The following is a 17,301-nucleotide window of genomic DNA, read 5'->3' on the forward strand; positions in this document are numbered from 1 at the left end:
CTCCTAAAAGTCGCCGTAATCACATTGCAGACAGGTTATTCCATTAGCCCGCCACATATCCACCACCTGTTGGCGATCATCCACGACAAATAGAATCTCTTTACCCTCTTTACGCAATAGGTTCAGGAAATCCAATTTAACCAAATCGTCGCGCCGCTGATCCTTATCTGCGCGCATCAAAAGGCGGTCAAACTCAATTTCATTCCACGCAAACCACTGCTCAGTCATCTGCCGATAGCGATCGGGGCGTCCGGATAGAATGATACATTCGTAATCCGGATGCACCCATAGCAACTGATACAGATCCACGATGGGCTTGTTCACTACATCATCGCCCATTGCCTCGAAAAACCTAAACCAATTCTGGCGATCACCCTCTACAAAGTGGCGGCGGTGCTCGATATCGGCCAATGTTCCGTCGATATCGAACAACACTGTTTTCACCCGCGTAGAACTCCGCCTGTGGCCTTCGTCACCTTATCGACCACCTTGTCTGCGATCGCTTCGATGTCTTTGTCCTTTAGGGTTTTGTCCTTGGGTTGGATCTTGATGGTTACGGCAATTGATTTTTTACCTTCGCCCATTTGGGCAACGGCTTTGGCCCCCTCGAAGACATCAAAAACAGAGGCCTCGACAATCAGGCCCTTATCCGCGCCTTTTGCGGCATTCAACAGGGTCAATGCCTCTACATCGCTATCCACAACAAATGCGAAATCGCGATCAACGGCCTGTAGGTCGCTGGTCTTTAATGCTGGGCGTGTGGCGGATTTGGCCCGCGGTAGGGGTGGATTTTCCAAATGGATTGCGAATCCGACGACCGGCCCCTTTACCCCCATTGCCTCAATCACCTTGGGGTGCAACTCGCCGAAGGCACAGAGCACATTTTTAGGCCCCAAGCACAGCTTGCCCGAACGGCCAGGATGCCACCATTCCTTGGCTGGACGTGTGACCATCAGCTTTTCTGGTGCCCCAATGGCCGACAAGACCGCTTCGGCATCTGCCTTGGCATCAAATGTATCCACCATACGGCGGGCGCCGTGCGGATCGCGCGCATTGGTGTGCCCGATTAACAAACCTGCGGCCAACAATTCGCCATCCTTGGGCTCTCCGCCATGGAAGACAGTGCCAACCTCGAACAGCGCCATGTCCATAATGCCGCGCGCTTGGTTACGGGCCGCAGCTTTCAAAAGACCTGCGAATAGACTGGGGCGCATATGGCTCATATCTGATGAAATTGGGTTGCTGATGCGTACCGCATCACTGCCACCGCCGAATAACTCGGCCGATGCGGAATCGATGAACGAGTATGTCACACATTCATTATACCCCAGCGCCGCCATCGCACGGCGCGCAGTGGATTCGCGTTTCTGCATTGGTGATAGGATCGGTGTGGGGATACCATCGCTTAACTTTGGCAGGGGCACGCCCTGTAGATTGGCCAGCGATGCTATGCGCGCCACCTCTTCTACCAGATCAGCCGATCCCTGAACATCGGGGCGCCAGCTGGGTGGGAATGCCTGATCGCCATCGATTTTAAACCCTAGATCAGTCAGGTATTTCACTTGATTTTCAGCAGATATCTCCATACCCACCAATGATTTCACACGGTCTGTATCTAATTTGTAGCTGCGGGTTGTGTTGGGTACGTTGCCCGTTACCACCATTTCAGATGCCTCACCGCCTGCGTGATCCAAAATCATCCGAACGGCATGATCCAAGCCTTTGGGCGTAAATTCTGGATCGATGCCGCGCTCGAAGCGATAGCGCGCATCGGAATTGATCTTTAGTTTGCGCCCAGCAATGGCGATGTCAATGCGATCCCAGAAGGCGCTTTCGACAAAGACATTTACCGTTTCATCAGAACAGCCGGTGTCCAAGCCACCCATAATGCCCGCGATACTTTGAGCACCTCGGTCATCAGAAATAGCAATCATGCCAGCATCTAATGTATACTCGCCGTCATCAAGGGCGGTCAGCTTTTCGCCCCCCTTGGCGCGGTGCACCCGTAGACTACCCACCAATTTATCCGCATCAAAAACGTGAAGCGGGCGGTTTTGATCATAGGCAAAGAAGTTGGTCACATCGACCAAGAATGAAATCGGGCGCAGGCCAATTGCCTTTAGCCACGTTTGTAGCCATGCGGGGCTTGGCCCGTTTTTCACGCCCTTGACCAAACGCCCAGTGAATACCGGACATCCATCGCGGGTATCCGCATCAATGACGACATCGATATCGGATTTAAACGTGCCAGTTACCGGTTCAATTTCACAAGGCTTCATCACACCCAGCCCACGTGCGGCCAAATCACGGGCAATGCCACGCACACCCAATGCATCTGGGCGATTCGGGGTAATGGCGATTTCGATCATCGGATCAATTGCATCTGGGCGATGCTCTGCCAGATAATCCACGAATTTCGACCCAACCTTTGGCGCGCCAGACAGCTCAATAATACCATCGTGCTCGTCCGACAGTTCCATCTCTTTTTCCGAGGCCATCATACCGTAGGATTCAACACCGCGAATTTTGCCAACACCGATGGTGATATCCAATCCGGGCACATAAACGCCAGGCTTGGCCACAACCACATGGATGCCCTCGCGGGCATTCGGTGCGCCACAAATGATCTGCAACTCACCCTCGTCGGTATCCACCTTGCAGACGCGCAACTTGTCCGCATCGGGGTGTTTTTCTGCGTGCTTCACATAACCAATAGTAAAAGCCGCCAGCGTATCCAGCGGGTTTACCACCTCTTCGACCTCTAGCCCCATATCCGTTAGCGCATACAGGATGTCTTCAAGAGGTGCATCAGTTTCTAAGTGGCGTTTCAGCCAAGATAGTGTGAATTTCATTGTTACACTCCCCCCTGCAAATTCGGCATATTCAGCGCAGAAAACCCATAATGGCGCAACCAACGCAGATCGCTATCAAAGAACGCCCGCAAATCAGGGATGCCGTATTTAAGCATCGCCAAACGATCGATCCCCATGCCAAAGGCAAAGCCTTGGTACTCATCAGGATCAACACCGCCCGCGGCCAGCACCTTGGGGTGCACCATGCCAGAGCCCAAAATTTCCATCCAGTCGTCGCCTTCGCCGATTTTTAGCTGGCCATTATCCCAAGTACAGCGAATGTCGACCTCGGCACTGGGTTCCGTAAACGGAAAATGCGAGGCGCGAAAACGCAACTCGATATTAGGGTTGTTAAAAAAGCTGCGGCAAAATTCCTCTAGCGTCCATTTCAGGTTCGCCATTGAAATGCCCTTGTCTAGGCACAGTCCCTCGTATTGGTGGAACATTGGTGTATGCGTCTGGTCATAATCGGCGCGGTACACACGACCGGGGCAAATAATGCGACACGGTGCGCCATGCTTTTCCATATAGTGGATTTGCGCCGCAGATGTTTGTGTGCGCAATACATGCGGAGCGCGTTCGTCTCCCTCTTCGCGGTGCATATAGAATGTATCATGCTCTTGGCGCGCAGGATGTTCGGCCGGAATATTCAGCGCATCAAAGTTGTAGTAATCGGTTTCGATCTGCGTGCCCTCGGCCACAGAAAACCCAAGCGATGCATAGATCGCGACGATCTCGTCGATCACTTGGCTAATCGGGTGGATAGATCCCACACGTTTCGGGCGGCCCGCAAGGGATACATCTATCCATTCGGATTGCAGGCGCTCGTTTAGGGCGGCATCGGCTAGGGCCGCCTTCTTGGCGGCTAGTGCTGAGTTAATCTCATCCTTCAGCGCGTTCAATGCAGGGCCAGCGGTTTTGCGCTCTTCCGGGGTCATTTTTCCCAGCTCTCGCATTTTCAATGAAACCTCACCTTTTTTACCCACGGCTGCAACGCGCAGCTCCTCCAGCGCGGTCTCGTCATTGGCACCTATTACGGCGGTGAGGTATTTGGATTTAAGTGCGTCTAAGCTGTCCATAATCATGTTCCTTTACTTGATCTTGGCCTATCACATGCCACGCTGAATGCAAGTGGCGCCGTTAACCGAAGATTCACCAATCCGCTGTTTCTTAAATGGCGAAAGGATTCTGTTATGGTAGAGTATACGGCCACCGCCGCTGGGGGTGTTCTAGAAGATAGCAATCGGCGTGATAAGCTATATGGCGGCGTCGCAGCGGATACATTTTCTGTTTCCCGCGATGGTAAAACAGACAGCGTCTATGGATTCGAGGATGGAATAGACAAGGTCGACCTAACCGATTTCAATGTGAACTGGTCTGAGGTGCAGGTGAAATTTGTCGGAGGCAGCGAGTTTATGATCACCATCCGCGGTGAACGTACACGTATTGAATTTGATCCCCCCCCTGGTGGCGGGCTAGTCAGCCTTGCCATGGTAGATGAGGATGATTTTATTTTTGCACCAGGCGCCGGAGATCCCGCCCCGAATATCCAGCTAGATGCCCCAGGGGCGACACTATTGCTGGGCTCGGATCAGAGCGATGTTTTTGTTATGCATTCTGATAATGTTCGCGACGTCATAAAACAATTTGACCCAGAAAAAGATCTGATCGATCTGTCGGGATTTGGCATCACCTTTGCCGATTTGGAGTACACAGATAAGAAACCAGGCAAAATCGTAATAAAGCTTGGATCCGAGGGATTGGTCGTGCGCGATATTTCTCTACAAATGACATCAGCCGATTTTACCGAAGATATGTTCATTTTCATATAAAAGCCCCGCGCATTTCTGCACGGGGCCTTAAAATTCTGATTAGCAATTTTTACAGGGCGCTTTTGGCCTGTGCAACGATGGCACCAAATGCTTCTGGCTCATGTACGGCCAGATCAGCCAAAACCTTACGGTCTACTTCGATGCCAGCCTTTGTTAGGCCATTGATGAATTTGCTATATGTCAACGCGTCATCGTTCAAACGAACAGCCGCGTTGATACGCTGGATCCACAACGCACGGAAATTACGCTTGCGATTCTTGCGGTCGCGTGTCGCGTATTGGTTTGCTTTGTCAACCGCTTGGGTTGCTGTGCGGAAATTGGTTGACCGCGCGCCGTAGTAACCTTTGGCGGCTTTGATGACTTTCTTGTGACGCTTGTGGGTCACTTTACCTGATGTAATGCGCATATCTCAGTTCCTCTTAGCGTGCGTAAGGCATGTATTTTTTAACGATCGTCGCATCAGCAGCAGACAGTACAGTTGTACCCCGTGCGTTGCGCAAGAACTTGTTCGAACGTTTGATCATGCCGTGGCGTTTGCCCGCCTGACCCGATTTAATTTTGCCAGAGGCCGTTACCTTAAAGCGCTTTTTAGCACCTGATTTGGTCTTCATCTTGGGCATTTCCATCTCCTTTGTTGAGTGGGTTAAGGCGCGACTCGGCATACCCTTACAGCCGGACGCGCTACTCGAGCGTGCCTTGTAGGCAGATCAGACCCGAAAGGCAAGCACATAAAGATGGTTAGTTCAATTTCCCGATCACGCGAAAAAGCGCATCGGGTACTTTATCAAACGTTATCTCGCCCTCGGTTTCCACATGAACCCAAGCAAGGCAGGCGATTCCTATAACAGCAACCGCCAAACCCGAAATAGGCGAGTTTTTATCAACCATCAAAGATAGCATTCGCAAAACGCCGAAAACAATAAAAGCGCAACCAACTAAAAGTGTAACGTCGTATAACAAATTGCGCCTCTCTAACTTTATTCGGCCTCGCCTTCAAAAATGCTCTTCTCGTCGACGGGGGCGACGCGGATAATATTGGTTGAGCCTGCCGTATTAAACGGTATTCCGGCCGTAACTACAATCTTATCTTCATTTGTGGCGAAATCATGACTACGCGCGGCACGCGCAGCAGAAACAACAGCATGCTTAAACCGACCAACCTCGCCAGTTTGAACGCAATGCAACCCCCAAACCAATCCCAAACGACGCGCAGTGCCGATTTTAGGTGTTAGGGCGATAATTGGCACTTTCGGGCGTTCGCGCGCGGCCAACAATGCAGTGGTACCAGAGGATGAGAAACAACAGATGGCCTTTACCTCGGTTGTTTCTGCGATCTCGCGCGCCGCGGCTGTGATCGCATCCGCAACTGTGTCGCGCGCGGTGCTGCGCGTCGCCTCTATGCCCGTGCGATATGTGGCGTCTGCCTCTACGGAAATAGCAACGGCATGCATGGTTTTCACGGCCTCAATCGGGTATTTCCCCGCAGCTGATTCCGCAGACAGCATAACCGCATCAGCCCCATCATAAATCGCGGTCGCAACATCGGAAACCTCGGCGCGGGTAGGCACAGGGCTTTCGATCATGCTCTCCATCATTTGGGTCGCCACGACCACAGGCTTACCTGCGCGGCGGCTAGCAGCAACCAAACGTTTTTGTATAGGCGGCACATCTTGCACTGGCAACTCTACCCCCAGATCGCCGCGGGCAACCATCACGCCATCGGCGACGGCCAATACATCATCAAATGCTTTTACGCATGCAGGTTTTTCGACCTTTACCATAATGGCCGCGCGGCCATCGGCAAGGGCACGCGCCTCTTCGACATCTTCTGGGCGCTGAACAAATGAAAGCGCCAGCCAGTCCACCCCAAGAGAACAGACAAATTCCAGATCTTTTTTATCTTTTTCTGTAAGCGCGGCCAAAGGCAAGATCAGCTCAGGTACATTTACACCCTTTTTATTGGATATCTCGCCACCAACCTTGACCTCGCATACCGCGTAATCAGGTCCAAACTCTTTAACCACGACACGCAACTTACCATCATTGATAAGAAGAGTCGCACCAACCTCTAGGGCCTCGAAAATCTCTTTATGTGGCAATTGAACGCGCGTCGCATCCCCTGGGGTGTCATCCAGATCAAATCTAAAATCCTGCCCTTCAACGATGGTTTCTTTACCGTTTGCAAATACACCACAGCGCAACTTTGGCCCCTGAAGGTCGGCCAGAATACAAATAGGGCGCCCAAGGTCACGTTCGATATCGCGGATCATTTGGTAACGATCCCGCATATCCGAATGCGCACCATGGCTCATATTTAGGCGGAAAACATCAACACCTTCTTCGTACAGCTGTTTGATGATGCCATAGGAGTCTGACGCTGGGCCCAAAGTGGCCACAACCTTTACGTTCCTCATTCTTCTCATGATAGTATCCCTTGCGCGAATTTATCGCGTCTACACGTCTTTTTAATACCTTGATCACCAAGGTCAAATTTTCAATTCTTAACTACCTAACGAATGTAACACGATTATGATAGCGCAAACGGTACAAAACCCAAAATATTCGCAAATTGGCGTCCGGCGCTGCAAAACCGCCTATAAATATAGCGCATTTGTGTAGATCGCACCGCTTGCGCTTCGCTTTCCGGCAGAGATATACTAACCAGAAATCCCCGACCTAAGGAGTGGCGCATGGATCACCAAACACAGATAGAGCTAGAGGCCGCCGCATTTCGCCGCCTACAGGCGCACCTGAAAGAACGCACCGATGTTCAGAATATCGACATGATGAACCTTGCAGGTTTTTGCCGAAACTGTCTATCGCGCTGGTATCAAGAGGCGGCCAATGAACAAGGTATCGAGATGACCAAAGAGGAAGGTCGCGCGCATTTCTATGGCATGCCATTTTCCCAATGGAAGGCCCAACACCAGTCTGATGCGAACAGCGATCAAATGGCCGCATTCGAAAAGAGCCACCCGAAATAATTGGGGCGGCTCTATGCCATTAGATCAGATTGCAACTTTGCGCATTTCATCTAGGTAGATTTCGCGCAAACGCAGGGCAACAGGGCCTGGCGCGCCATCCCCTAGGGTCTGACCGTCGATAGACACCACAGGCATCACAAATGCAGAGGCAGAGGTGGTAAAGGCTTCGTCCGCCGCCTTGGCCTCTTCAACGGTAAATGCCCGCTCTTCAATCTGCATCTGTGCTTCATTGGCAAAACGTAGAACTGCGGCGCGGGTAATGCCGTGCAGGATATCGTTGGATAGCTGACGCGTGATAATCACCCCGTCTTTTACGATATAGGCATTATTAGATGTGCCCTCGGTCACCGCACCATCCTCGACCAACCATGCATCATCTGCACCTGCGGCCTTGGCCATCATTTTGCCCATCGAAGGATAAAGCAATTGCACGGTCTTGATGTCGCGCCGCGCCCAACGCATGTCTGGGATAGAGATCACCGACGCACCTTTTGCCGCTGCGGGGCTGTTGGCAAGGCCCGGTTTGTTTTGGGTAAACAGCACAATCGTGCGCGGCGTTTCCTCTGGGTCTGGAAATGCGAAATCGCGATCAGCCGGAGCCCCGCGGGTGATTTGCAAATAGACCAAGCCCTCTTCAATATTATTTCTCGAGACCAGCTGACGGTGGATTTCCAACAATTCTTCTGTGGTAACAGGACTTGGCATATCCAATTCTGCCAACGAACGCGCCAGCCGCACAGCATGGCCATCAAAATCGACCAATTTTCCATCTAACACCGAGGTTACCTCGTAAACCCCATCGGCCATCAAAAACCCACGGTCAAATATGGATACCTTTGCTTGATCTTCGGGCAGGTATTCACCGTTTACGTATACTGTGCGTGTCATTGTTATCCCCAGAGGTCGGGCCGCGGGGGGTGCACCCCTTTGGCGTCATAAAATAATTTGCTGGCACGGTCTTCGCCTAACAATAGCGGCCCGTCAAGATCAACCAGCGCCGCACCCTGTGCAATTAGCACCGCAGGCGCCATTGCCAAAGAAGACCCGACCATACAGCCAACCATAACCTCAAACCCAAGTGCGCGGGCCGCCGAGCGCAGACGCAAAGCCTCGGTCAGGCCGCCGGTCTTGTCCAGCTTGATATTAATCATGTCATATTTTCCCACCAGATCAGGCAGACTGTCGCTGTCGTGACAGCTCTCATCAGCGCAAACAGGTAGAACACGTTCGATCTCGCGCAAGGCCTCATCAGCCCCTGCGGGCAAGGGCTGTTCCACCATCGCAACCCCAAGATCAACCAATACCGGCGCTAGGGTTTGATAGAGCTCTGGCGTCCAGCCCTCATTCGCATCAACAATAATTTTAGCATCCAGTGCCCCCGCACGCACCGCGCGAATACGCTCAACATCCTGTGCACCACCGCCCAGCTTGGTTTTTAACAGCGGGCGAAAGGCATTCTTCGCCGCCTGTGCATTCATCGCCTCGGGCGTATCCAGCGATAGGGTGTAGGCCGTGATTTCAGCACTTGGTTCACTAAGCCCTGCCAATTGCCATACGGGTTGCCCCGCCTCTTTCGCCTCTAGATCCCACAGGGCGCAATCAACGGCATTGCGCGCAGCGCCCGCAGGTAACAGCCCCCCCAAATCTACGCGGCTAAACGCGCGCGGCAAGGACTGGATTTCTGCCTGAACGGACGCCATGGTTTCACCGTAGCGCGCATAGGGCACGCATTCGCCCCGCCCCCGATGATCACCCCGCTCGATGGTCACCGTAAGAACATTTGCCTCTGTGCGAGAACCACGCGAAATTGTAAAAACCTGCGCCAGCTGAAAGGCGTCGTGTGTTACTGAAATTTTCATGTGATCGAGTTAGCAGTTTTCCAAGGCGTCAACCAGACGTGCGGCACCATGGCGGAATGGATCAACAGTTGGCAACCCCAATTCCGCCTCTACCTTGGCCAAATAGGCTGTGGCATCGGCATCAGAAAGGTGCTGGGTATTCACAGAAATCCCTACAACCTGAACACCTGGATTCACAACACGGGCCAAAACCAATGCTGTATCGCGCAGCTCTTCAAGGGTGGGCTGCTGATAATCAGGCAATCCTCGCATATGCTCGCGGGTGGGCTCATGGCACAGAATCAGCGCATCAGGCTGCCCCCCATGGATCAACGCCATAGTAACCCCGGAATAAGAGGCGTGATACAGGCTACCCTGCCCTTCGATCAAATCCCAATGATCCGCATCATTATCTGGTGTTAGGTATTCAACAGAGCCGGCCATGAAGTCCGCAATCACTGCATCCAGGGGCACACCATCGCCAGTGATCAAAATACCGGTTTGGCCGGTGGCGCGAAACGTAACCTTTGCGTTACGAGCGCGCATTTCTTTCTCCATCGCAAGGGCTGTATACATTTTACCCACAGAGCAATCGGTGCCAACGGCCAAGCATCGCTTACCACTACGCGGTTTTCCCGTAGCAATGGGATAGGCAACGGAGGGAATGCGCACATCATGTAGCGCACGGCCCTCTTTTTCTGCCTTCGCGACTAGATCCGCCTCGTCGCGCAATAGATTATGCAACCCCGAGGCGATATCCAACCCAGCTTCCAAGGCCTCGATGAGCACAGATTTCCATTCAGCACTGATAACACCGCCGCGGTTGGCCACGCCAATTACCAATGTCTTACAACCGGCTGCAACGGCCTCGGCTATTGATAGATCAGGCAGGCCCAGATCAGCCTTACAGCCATCCATGCGATATTGCCCCAAGCCCAATTCTGGGCGCCAATCTTTGATGCCCTGCGCAACCTTTGCTGCCAACGGATCGGGGGCATCCCCTAGAAACAATAGATATGGTGTATTAATCATGGCAGTCCTCGATTCAAAGTTCGCACGAAAAATGCCACGATGAAGATCGAAGTTTCTGCCTAGTTGCGCGCCAAATAGGTTAATTTTGCAAGATTATCCCAAACAGGCGGGATACTGCGCCAAATAGTTGCACTAACCCAGCAATGCGATGGGTGCATCTTCTGTTAGCACGAAATCAACGGGTTGCTGCGATACAACATTTGTCAGGCGTTTGTACTCGTATTTGATAAAATCGCCCTGTTGTTCAGCAAAAACAATCAAACATTGATACAGGTGCTTTGGCCCATCAAAAACATCCACACGCCCGCGCAAGGCTGGCGCCATATCAACAGGCAGCGAGAAACCACCCTGCCAAGTTTCGTGAATACGCAGAACCTCTTCGTTGGCATGAACACATAGCCGGCTGCTGTTTCGCAGCGCCTTGGTTTGCGCCTTTTCCAAACCGGCCCGCACCTCTGGGGATAGAAAACTGTCCATTGTACCCTCGATCAACTTCTTAATTCATTATCTAGCGGTATACTCGCATAAACAAGTAACAAAAGAATTACATCAAGTATTGTGGTCCTCTACCAAATCAATGCCCTTTACGGGGCGCAAAACATGCGGCGTATTCGGATCATACAGCGCGCTATCCACAAAATCTTGGCTGGCCGCAAGTGCTGGCCCCACCATAATAAGGGCAGTGCGGGTGATCTTCTCTGCCCGTACCTTTTTACGGATATCGCTTAGGGTTCCTCGGATAATTTTTTGATCTGGCCAGCCCACGCGGTAACCAACGACCACCGGACAATCCGCACCGTAATGCGGCACCAGCTGACGCTCTATCTCGCGCATGTTACGCACCGCCAAATGAATGGCCAGTGTTGCTCCGGTACGTCCAAAATTATCCAGTGTTTCGTGTTCTGGCATCGATGTAGACTGCATCGACATACGTGTCAGTACGATCGATTGCGCGACCTCGGGGATGGTCAATTCTTGGCCCATCGCCGCCGCCATCGCCGCATAGGCGGGCACACCGGGAATGATCTCATAGGGGATATTATCGGCCTTCAGGCGGCGAATTTGCTCTGCAATTGCCCCATAAAGAGAGGGATCACCAGAATGAACCCGCGCCACATCTTCGCCGCGCCCATGGGCGGCCAGTATGTCTGCGTGGGTGTCATCCAATGTCATCACTGCCGTGTCCTTCACCACCGCATCCTTTGGCGCACAGGCAACAACCGCCTCTGGCACCAAAGAGCCTGCATAAAGACACACAGGACAACGTTCGATCATACTCTTGGCCTTTAGGGTGATTAAATCCGGATCGCCCGGGCCTGCACCGATGAAATAAACGGTCATGACAAGTCTCCATCGATTTTACGTGCATATCCGCGCGGTGTATACATTCGCTCCCCGCGCCCCAGTTGCGCCAAGCGAGAATGCGAAGACCCGATTAAAACCACGGTCAACATATCGACTTCGTCCACCTCTAGCTCGGATAGTTTTCGATAACGGATGTGCTCTTCTGGTCGGCCTAATGAGCTGGCCAACATCACAGGCGTATCTGCAGGTCTGTGTTCTAGCAATATGTCCCGCGCCTCGGCCAGTAATGTGCGCCGCCTCTTTGAGACTGGATTATAAAAAGCAATGACGAAGTCGCCTTTGGCCGCCGCATGTAGGCGCTGTACGATGGTTTCGCGCGGCGTAAGCAAATCCGACAAGGAGATCGCACAGAAATCATGCCCCAAGGGGGCCCCAGCGCGCGCGGCCGCCCCCTGAAGAGCGGAAACACCAGGGGTGCATTTCACTTCGACACGCTTGGCCGCATCAGAAACGCCCAGCGCATCCGCGCCGCGATCCATCAATTCAAACACCAAGGCCCCCATGGCATAAATCCCTGCATCCCCCGAGCAGATCAGAGCCACGTTTTTACCCTTGCCCGCCTGCTCCAGCGCATATCGGCAACGTTCCTCTTCGCCGCCCAATGGGAAATCGCTGCGGATTTTACCCTTGGCCAAGGGGCCAAGCAGATCGATATATAACCCATAGCCAACCAGCTCTTCCGCCTCGGCCACCAGCGCCGATGCTTCGGGTGTTCTCCATGAGTGTTGGCCGGGGCCGATACCGATAATCGACAATTTCCCAACACTACGCCCCCTAAGTTCGATGATCGGCGATGCGCTCCGTGCCAAGGCACAGGTGGCATTGGTGGTTTTTTGCTTCTCGACAGTTAGCGACCCTTGGGCCAGAGCAATGGCTGATGCCTCGCTCACGCCATGGCACCCAACCTCGTCAAAAACCACATCAGATGGGTTTGCCAATTGTGGGGTTAGCGCCTCTAACTCTGCGGGTTCAAACACACGAAACGGCACGCCAAGGCGGCGCGCCACCTCGATAATCGCAGGCTCGTCTGCCTTTAATGTCAGCGACCCAACACAGGCAATTGCGCCCTGTGCAATATCCGCTTTTTTCAGGGTTTCTTGCACCAAATCCCACATCTCGTCAGCCCCACACCCACGTGCACATCCCAAGCCTAGCGCAAAGTGCTGCGGGTGATACACAAGGCTGTTCTCGCCGCCCTGGGCGGGATGCTCGCCCACAACCAAGCTAACCTTACCTTTCGGGTCATGGGGCAGATCAAAAATATTCTCGCCCCTGATTTGTGCCCCGTCGCCAGATAGCAAAGCCGCCATTACCGATTTGGCATCGCACGGATTTTGCAACGCATAGCCCAGCGGCGGCTCGTCCAACGCGGCCCCCATGGCCACATCCCCTGCAGTGGTCACAACCGCCTGCGCGGACAGGGCTTGGGCGATTTGGCGTGTCAAACGGTTTGCCCCGCGGTGCCCACCCAAGATAGGCACAACCGCAGATCCATCATCGGGTATCGACAGAACCGGCGGCTCGGTGGTTTTATCGGCGATCAAGGGCGCAACTGCGCGCACCAATATCCCCGTGGCACAGATGCCAATTATGGGGGTTTTCGCCGCAAACAACGTGCGCACGTAATCCAATGCGTTATCAAATTCGGCGTCCGCATTTGCAACGCGCCCCGCGCGCCCATGCAGAGGCGCGCCAAGAATATCCGCCACCTTGCGGGCGGTTTTGTAGCCTGATTCTGACAGGCAAATTACTACTGGGGTTACAGCCACGGATCATTTCCTTTGGTAACAAGAATCATAGAGAAATAGGGTGCCTTTTCGGGGGCATCCTCTAGGGGTAGAACAACCTGATTTGGCAGGCTGGCGCGTTCGATATAGTGCGCATATTGGGTCAGGCCTAATTCATCCAGCATCCGCTTGATTTTTGGCAAATGCCGGCCAACCTTCATTATTGCAAATGAATCTGATACCCCAATGCGCGCCACCAGTTCTTCTGTGGGCAAGGGGGCAGGAAGAATTGTCAAAACCTCGTTGCGCGAGGACAATGGCGCAGCCACCGCGGCCGCGCAGGCCGAAATAGAGGTCACACCTGGGATCACCTCTGTGGTGAATTCACCGCTAAGACGCGCGAACAAATACATAAAGGATCCATAGAAAAAAGGATCTCCCTCGCAAAGCACCACAACGTTTAACCCCTCGCTTAGATACTGTGCGATGGTGCTTGCGCCCTGATCATAGGCCGCCTGCGCCGGTGCACGTGCAACCGCCATTGGGATCTCAATCGACAGTTCGATACAATCCTCGGGTATAAATTCCTGAGCAATGCTGCGCGCAAAACTATCGCCACCGACCAATGCAGGGTATGCCACAACATCGGCCTCTTTGATCAGGCGCACGGTCTTTAGGGTGATTAGTTCTGGGTCGCCAGGGCCAAGCCCCAGCCCGTATAAAACACCACTCATCGTTTTATCAGACTAAGCTGTGTAACAGGCATCGCGGCGCGCCAGCCTGTAACAGCCCCCAGTGGTTCGGCGCGGCTGACCTGAATACGGGCCAGTTCGCCGCCATATTTCTGGAACAGTTGCAGCAGAATTTCCTCGCTTTCCAAGGTTACAGCATTGGCCACCAAACGCCCCAAGGGGCGCAACGCATCCCAGCAATGCTCAAACGTTTCCAGCGATAGCCCCCCGCCGATAAATATCGCGTCTGGGGCCTCTAGGCCCGTCAATGCCTCGGGCACGGTTCCATCCAGCAATTGCAGTTTGGGCACGCCCAAAGCCAGCGCATTGCTGGCCGCATAGGTGCGCCTGTCTGCCCGTGGCTCTATTCCAATAGCGCGTGCATAGCGCGCAGCGCGCATCCATTCCACGGCCACAGATCCACATCCACACCCCACATCCCACAGCAAGGCCCCGCGCATGGGCATCAGCTTGGCAACCGAAACCGCGCGCACCTCTTGTTTGGTCATCGTGCCGTCGCCTTGAAACAAATCATCCGCTAGGCCGGGCACACGGGGCAACAATGCGGCATCTGCCGCAGCAATACATTCAACGGCCAGCGTGTTAAACGCGGGCACAACGTGGTTCCAATCCTGTGCAAGCCCATCGAAGCGCGCCTCGTTTTCGCCCCCCATAGAAGCCAAAACGGTCATGCGCGATTTGCCAAATCCGCGTGCGCTAAGGAAACCTGCGATCTGAGCGGGGGTTTCAGCACCCGTGGTCAAAATCAGCAAACGTTGGCTTGGTTGGATAAAGGCAATCATCTGTTCGACAGGACGACCATGAACCGTAAGGGTTTCTAAATCTGCCATCGACCAGCCCATGCGCGCCGCCGCCAATTGAAAGGCACCGACCTGCGGGTGGTAGGTAATCTCAGATGGAGCAATCTCGCGCCCGATGCGTGCGCCCACCGAATACCACAAAGGATCACCAGTAGCCAAAACCACCACGCGCTTGCCCTTGTGCGATTTCAAAACGTCAATCAATGTATCAAAGGGGCTTGGCCATTCTAGGCGCTGTGCATTGATATGCACCAAGGATTGATGCCGTGCACCACCGACAATAACCTCAGCGGCCTCTACCACACTACGTGTGGCTGGTGTAAGGCCTGCCAACCCATCTTCGCCGATCCCGACAATGTGTAACCAGCTGCTCATGTAGACAGCTCTGGTAGGCCAGCCGCCAGCGCATTTAACGCAGCAGAGGCAATGGCAGAACCACCGCGTCGCCCACGCAGCGCAATAAATTCACAGCCCCGCGCATTGGCGGCAAGGGCGGCCTTGCTCTCGGCCGCACCAACAAACCCAACAGGGAAACCCAGAATACACGCAGGCTTTGGGAAGCCTTGGTCAATCAGTTCCAATAGGTGAAACAGTGCTGTTGGCGCATTACCAATCACCACAACCGACCCTGCGATATGAGGCTCCCATAGTTCAACTGCGGCGGCGGAACGGGTGTTTTCAATCGCCTGTGCACGGGCAGGCACCGTTTCATCATTCAATGTCACAATGACCGCATTGTCCGCAGGTAGATAGCGACGAATAATTCCCGCGCCCACCATTTCGCAATCACATAAGATCGGTGCCCCCCCGGCCAAGGCACGGCTACCAACGATGGCCGCGTCTGGGCTGTAGGCGATGCGATCTGCGACCTCGACCATCCCGCAGGCATGAATCAAGCGAATGGCAACGGCCTGCATTTCCGCAGAAAATCGATCCAGATTTGCCTCGGCACGTACGGTCGCAAAGCTGGCGGCGTAGATCGCCTTTGGGTCACGCTGATATCTGAGCTGGGTCATTATTTCTTACGCGCACTTTCGGGGCCCAAGGGATGCTTGGCATGGGGGTATTCGGGATGGGCATGATCGTGATGGTGATGGTGATGCGCGTGGTCATGGTCGTGGTGATGATGGTGGTGGCCGTGATCATGGTGGTGATGATCCATATCCAAGCGGCATTCACCAGTGCAAAAATCTGCACATAACGCGCAATCTTCCACATTAGATCCAGGTGCAGATGCGCCTTGGCCTTCGACATGGTGATGATGACTTTCTTGTACTGCGCCAACCTCGGATTCAAAGCCCAGTATCTGTGTTCGGTATTTACATGTGCCACATGTGGGTGGTGGGATTTCGCCCAACTGTTCGGTAATGCGTTCTACGAATGTTTCCAACACCTTGGGGTGGTCGCCTAGATATCCGGCCTTGATAAAGCTTAGGTCGGGGTATTTGTCCGCACATTTATCCGTAAAGCCATAAATCCTATCGATCAGAATGCCCGAAAACAGAAAATATGGGAAAACAATAACGCGCTTATAACCCAGCTTTGCCACATGATCGAGACAGGGTTCCACCAAGGGGAACGTGACCCCGGAATAGCCGACCTCGCACCAGCCGAACCCCATGCCTTCCCACAGCATACGCGCTATTTTAGAGACATTGGCGTTTGCATCCGGATCCGATGCGCCACGTCCAATAACCACCAATGCGGTCTCTTCCAACGGTAATTCACCATGCTCGGCATTGGCTGCGTCCACGGCCTCTTGCACGCGACCAGCGGCAGCGGAAATCATTTTGGCATCCACGCCCAACTCTCGGCCATAGCTAACGTCTATCCCATGTTCGGCGGCATATGAATTCAACACAGTCGGAATATCATTTTTGGCGTGCATCGCGGCGAATAACATCCCCGGTACTGCGATGATTTTTGAACATCCCGCTTCGCGCAAATTATCCAACCCGACGCGAATGACCGGATTAGCAAATTCTAAATACCCGTATTCGGTCATCCAATCCGCAGGCAACAGGGGGGGTAATTTTTCGGCCAATGTTGCGAATTCATCTACCGCAGACTGGCTACGTGACCCGTGCCCACAAATCATTACGCCTACTTTTTCAGACAT

General features: G+C 53.4%; 19 protein-coding genes. 2 read left to right on the forward strand and 17 right to left on the reverse strand.

The features are described 5' to 3' along the window. Positions 1 to 3 precede the first annotated feature (3 nt). The 3 genes from QQL62_RS07785 to pheS are packed head-to-tail and all read right to left on the reverse strand — an operon-like array spanning position 4 to position 3,931. Positions 4 to 444: a phosphatase domain-containing protein gene (locus QQL62_RS07785; RefSeq protein WP_284377475.1), complete on the reverse strand. Its 441-nt coding sequence runs from the start codon at positions 442 to 444 to the stop codon at positions 4 to 6. Beyond that, on the reverse strand, positions 441 to 2,852 hold the full coding sequence (pheT, locus tag QQL62_RS07790; RefSeq protein WP_284377477.1) for a phenylalanine--tRNA ligase subunit beta: 2,412 nt from the start codon (positions 2,850 to 2,852) through the stop codon (positions 441 to 443). The genes QQL62_RS07785 and pheT overlap by 4 nt, the downstream gene beginning before the upstream one ends. 2 nt (positions 2,853 to 2,854) lie before the next feature. Further along, on the reverse strand, positions 2,855 to 3,931 hold the full coding sequence (gene pheS, locus QQL62_RS07795) for a phenylalanine--tRNA ligase subunit alpha (protein WP_284377479.1): 1,077 nt from the start codon (positions 3,929 to 3,931) through the stop codon (positions 2,855 to 2,857). A 114-nt stretch (positions 3,932 to 4,045) separates the two neighbouring features. Here pheS and QQL62_RS07800 point away from each other — a divergent pair, with 114 nt between their 5' ends. Continuing rightward, positions 4,046 to 4,684, forward strand: coding sequence for a calcium-binding protein (locus tag QQL62_RS07800; RefSeq protein WP_284377482.1), 639 nt, complete (start codon positions 4,046 to 4,048; stop codon positions 4,682 to 4,684). 49 nt (positions 4,685 to 4,733) lie between these two features. On the opposite strand, the gene rplT is transcribed toward QQL62_RS07800, so the two are convergent. From rplT to pyk, 4 genes are all read right to left on the reverse strand, one after another. After that, positions 4,734 to 5,090 (reverse strand): 50S ribosomal protein L20, encoded by a 357-nt coding sequence (gene rplT, locus QQL62_RS07805; protein ID WP_284377485.1) that lies wholly within the window; start codon positions 5,088 to 5,090, stop codon positions 4,734 to 4,736. Positions 5,091 to 5,103: 13 nt separating this feature from the next. Beyond that, a complete protein-coding gene (gene rpmI, locus QQL62_RS07810; protein ID WP_284377487.1) occupies positions 5,104 to 5,304 on the reverse strand; it encodes a 50S ribosomal protein L35 in 201 nt (66 codons plus the stop codon). A gap of 118 nt (positions 5,305 to 5,422) precedes the next feature. Continuing rightward, positions 5,423 to 5,572 (reverse strand): hypothetical protein, encoded by a 150-nt coding sequence (locus QQL62_RS07815; protein ID WP_284377489.1) that lies wholly within the window; start codon positions 5,570 to 5,572, stop codon positions 5,423 to 5,425. Positions 5,573 to 5,661: 89 nt separating this feature from the next. Beyond that, a complete protein-coding gene (pyk, locus tag QQL62_RS07820; protein ID WP_284377491.1) occupies positions 5,662 to 7,107 on the reverse strand; it encodes a pyruvate kinase in 1,446 nt (481 codons plus the stop codon). Between the two features lie 267 nt (positions 7,108 to 7,374). Between pyk and QQL62_RS07825 the strand changes: the two genes are divergently transcribed. Further along, positions 7,375 to 7,668 (forward strand): DUF1244 domain-containing protein, encoded by a 294-nt coding sequence (locus QQL62_RS07825; protein WP_284377493.1) that lies wholly within the window; start codon positions 7,375 to 7,377, stop codon positions 7,666 to 7,668. Between the two features lie 24 nt (positions 7,669 to 7,692). Here QQL62_RS07825 and QQL62_RS07830 read toward each other — a convergent pair whose 3' ends face one another. The 10 genes from QQL62_RS07830 to QQL62_RS07875 all read right to left on the reverse strand — a co-directional run bounded on the left by QQL62_RS07830 (position 7,693) and on the right by QQL62_RS07875 (position 17,301). Further along, positions 7,693 to 8,556: a D-amino-acid transaminase gene (locus tag QQL62_RS07830; protein WP_284377495.1), complete on the reverse strand. Its 864-nt coding sequence runs from the start codon at positions 8,554 to 8,556 to the stop codon at positions 7,693 to 7,695. A 2-nt stretch (positions 8,557 to 8,558) separates the two neighbouring features. After that, a complete protein-coding gene (gene dgcA, locus QQL62_RS07835) occupies positions 8,559 to 9,527 on the reverse strand; it encodes an N-acetyl-D-Glu racemase DgcA (protein WP_284377497.1) in 969 nt (322 codons plus the stop codon). A gap of 9 nt (positions 9,528 to 9,536) precedes the next feature. Beyond that, entirely contained in the window at positions 9,537 to 10,538 is a 1,002-nt protein-coding gene (gene dgcN / locus QQL62_RS07840) for an N-acetyltransferase DgcN (RefSeq protein WP_284377498.1), read from the reverse strand. Positions 10,539 to 10,670: 132 nt separating this feature from the next. Further along, positions 10,671 to 11,015: a hypothetical protein gene (locus QQL62_RS07845; protein ID WP_284377500.1), complete on the reverse strand. Its 345-nt coding sequence runs from the start codon at positions 11,013 to 11,015 to the stop codon at positions 10,671 to 10,673. A 72-nt stretch (positions 11,016 to 11,087) separates the two neighbouring features. Beyond that, positions 11,088 to 11,879: a precorrin-4 C(11)-methyltransferase gene (gene cobM, locus QQL62_RS07850; RefSeq protein WP_284377502.1), complete on the reverse strand. Its 792-nt coding sequence runs from the start codon at positions 11,877 to 11,879 to the stop codon at positions 11,088 to 11,090. Beyond that, on the reverse strand, positions 11,876 to 13,672 hold the full coding sequence (gene cobJ / locus QQL62_RS07855; protein WP_284377505.1) for a precorrin-3B C(17)-methyltransferase: 1,797 nt from the start codon (positions 13,670 to 13,672) through the stop codon (positions 11,876 to 11,878). Before cobJ ends, cobM begins: the two co-directional genes overlap by 4 nt. Next, positions 13,663 to 14,364: a precorrin-2 C(20)-methyltransferase gene (gene cobI / locus QQL62_RS07860; protein WP_284377507.1), complete on the reverse strand. Its 702-nt coding sequence runs from the start codon at positions 14,362 to 14,364 to the stop codon at positions 13,663 to 13,665. The genes cobJ and cobI overlap by 10 nt, the downstream gene beginning before the upstream one ends. Continuing rightward, positions 14,361 to 15,557, reverse strand: a complete 1,197-nt coding sequence (cbiE, locus tag QQL62_RS07865) for a precorrin-6y C5,15-methyltransferase (decarboxylating) subunit CbiE (protein WP_284377510.1) — start codon at positions 15,555 to 15,557, stop codon at positions 14,361 to 14,363. The genes cobI and cbiE overlap by 4 nt, the downstream gene beginning before the upstream one ends. After that, positions 15,554 to 16,198: a precorrin-8X methylmutase gene (locus tag QQL62_RS07870; RefSeq protein WP_284377512.1), complete on the reverse strand. Its 645-nt coding sequence runs from the start codon at positions 16,196 to 16,198 to the stop codon at positions 15,554 to 15,556. The genes cbiE and QQL62_RS07870 overlap by 4 nt, the downstream gene beginning before the upstream one ends. Next, positions 16,198 to 17,301 carry a sirohydrochlorin chelatase gene (locus QQL62_RS07875; protein WP_284377514.1) on the reverse strand — a complete coding sequence of 368 codons (1,104 nt, stop codon included), beginning with the start codon at positions 17,299 to 17,301 and terminating at the stop codon, positions 16,198 to 16,200. The genes QQL62_RS07870 and QQL62_RS07875 overlap by 1 nt, the downstream gene beginning before the upstream one ends.

The sequence above is a fragment of the Amylibacter marinus genome, from assembly GCF_030160015.1.
GTDB lineage: Bacteria > Pseudomonadota > Alphaproteobacteria > Rhodobacterales > Rhodobacteraceae > Amylibacter > Amylibacter marinus.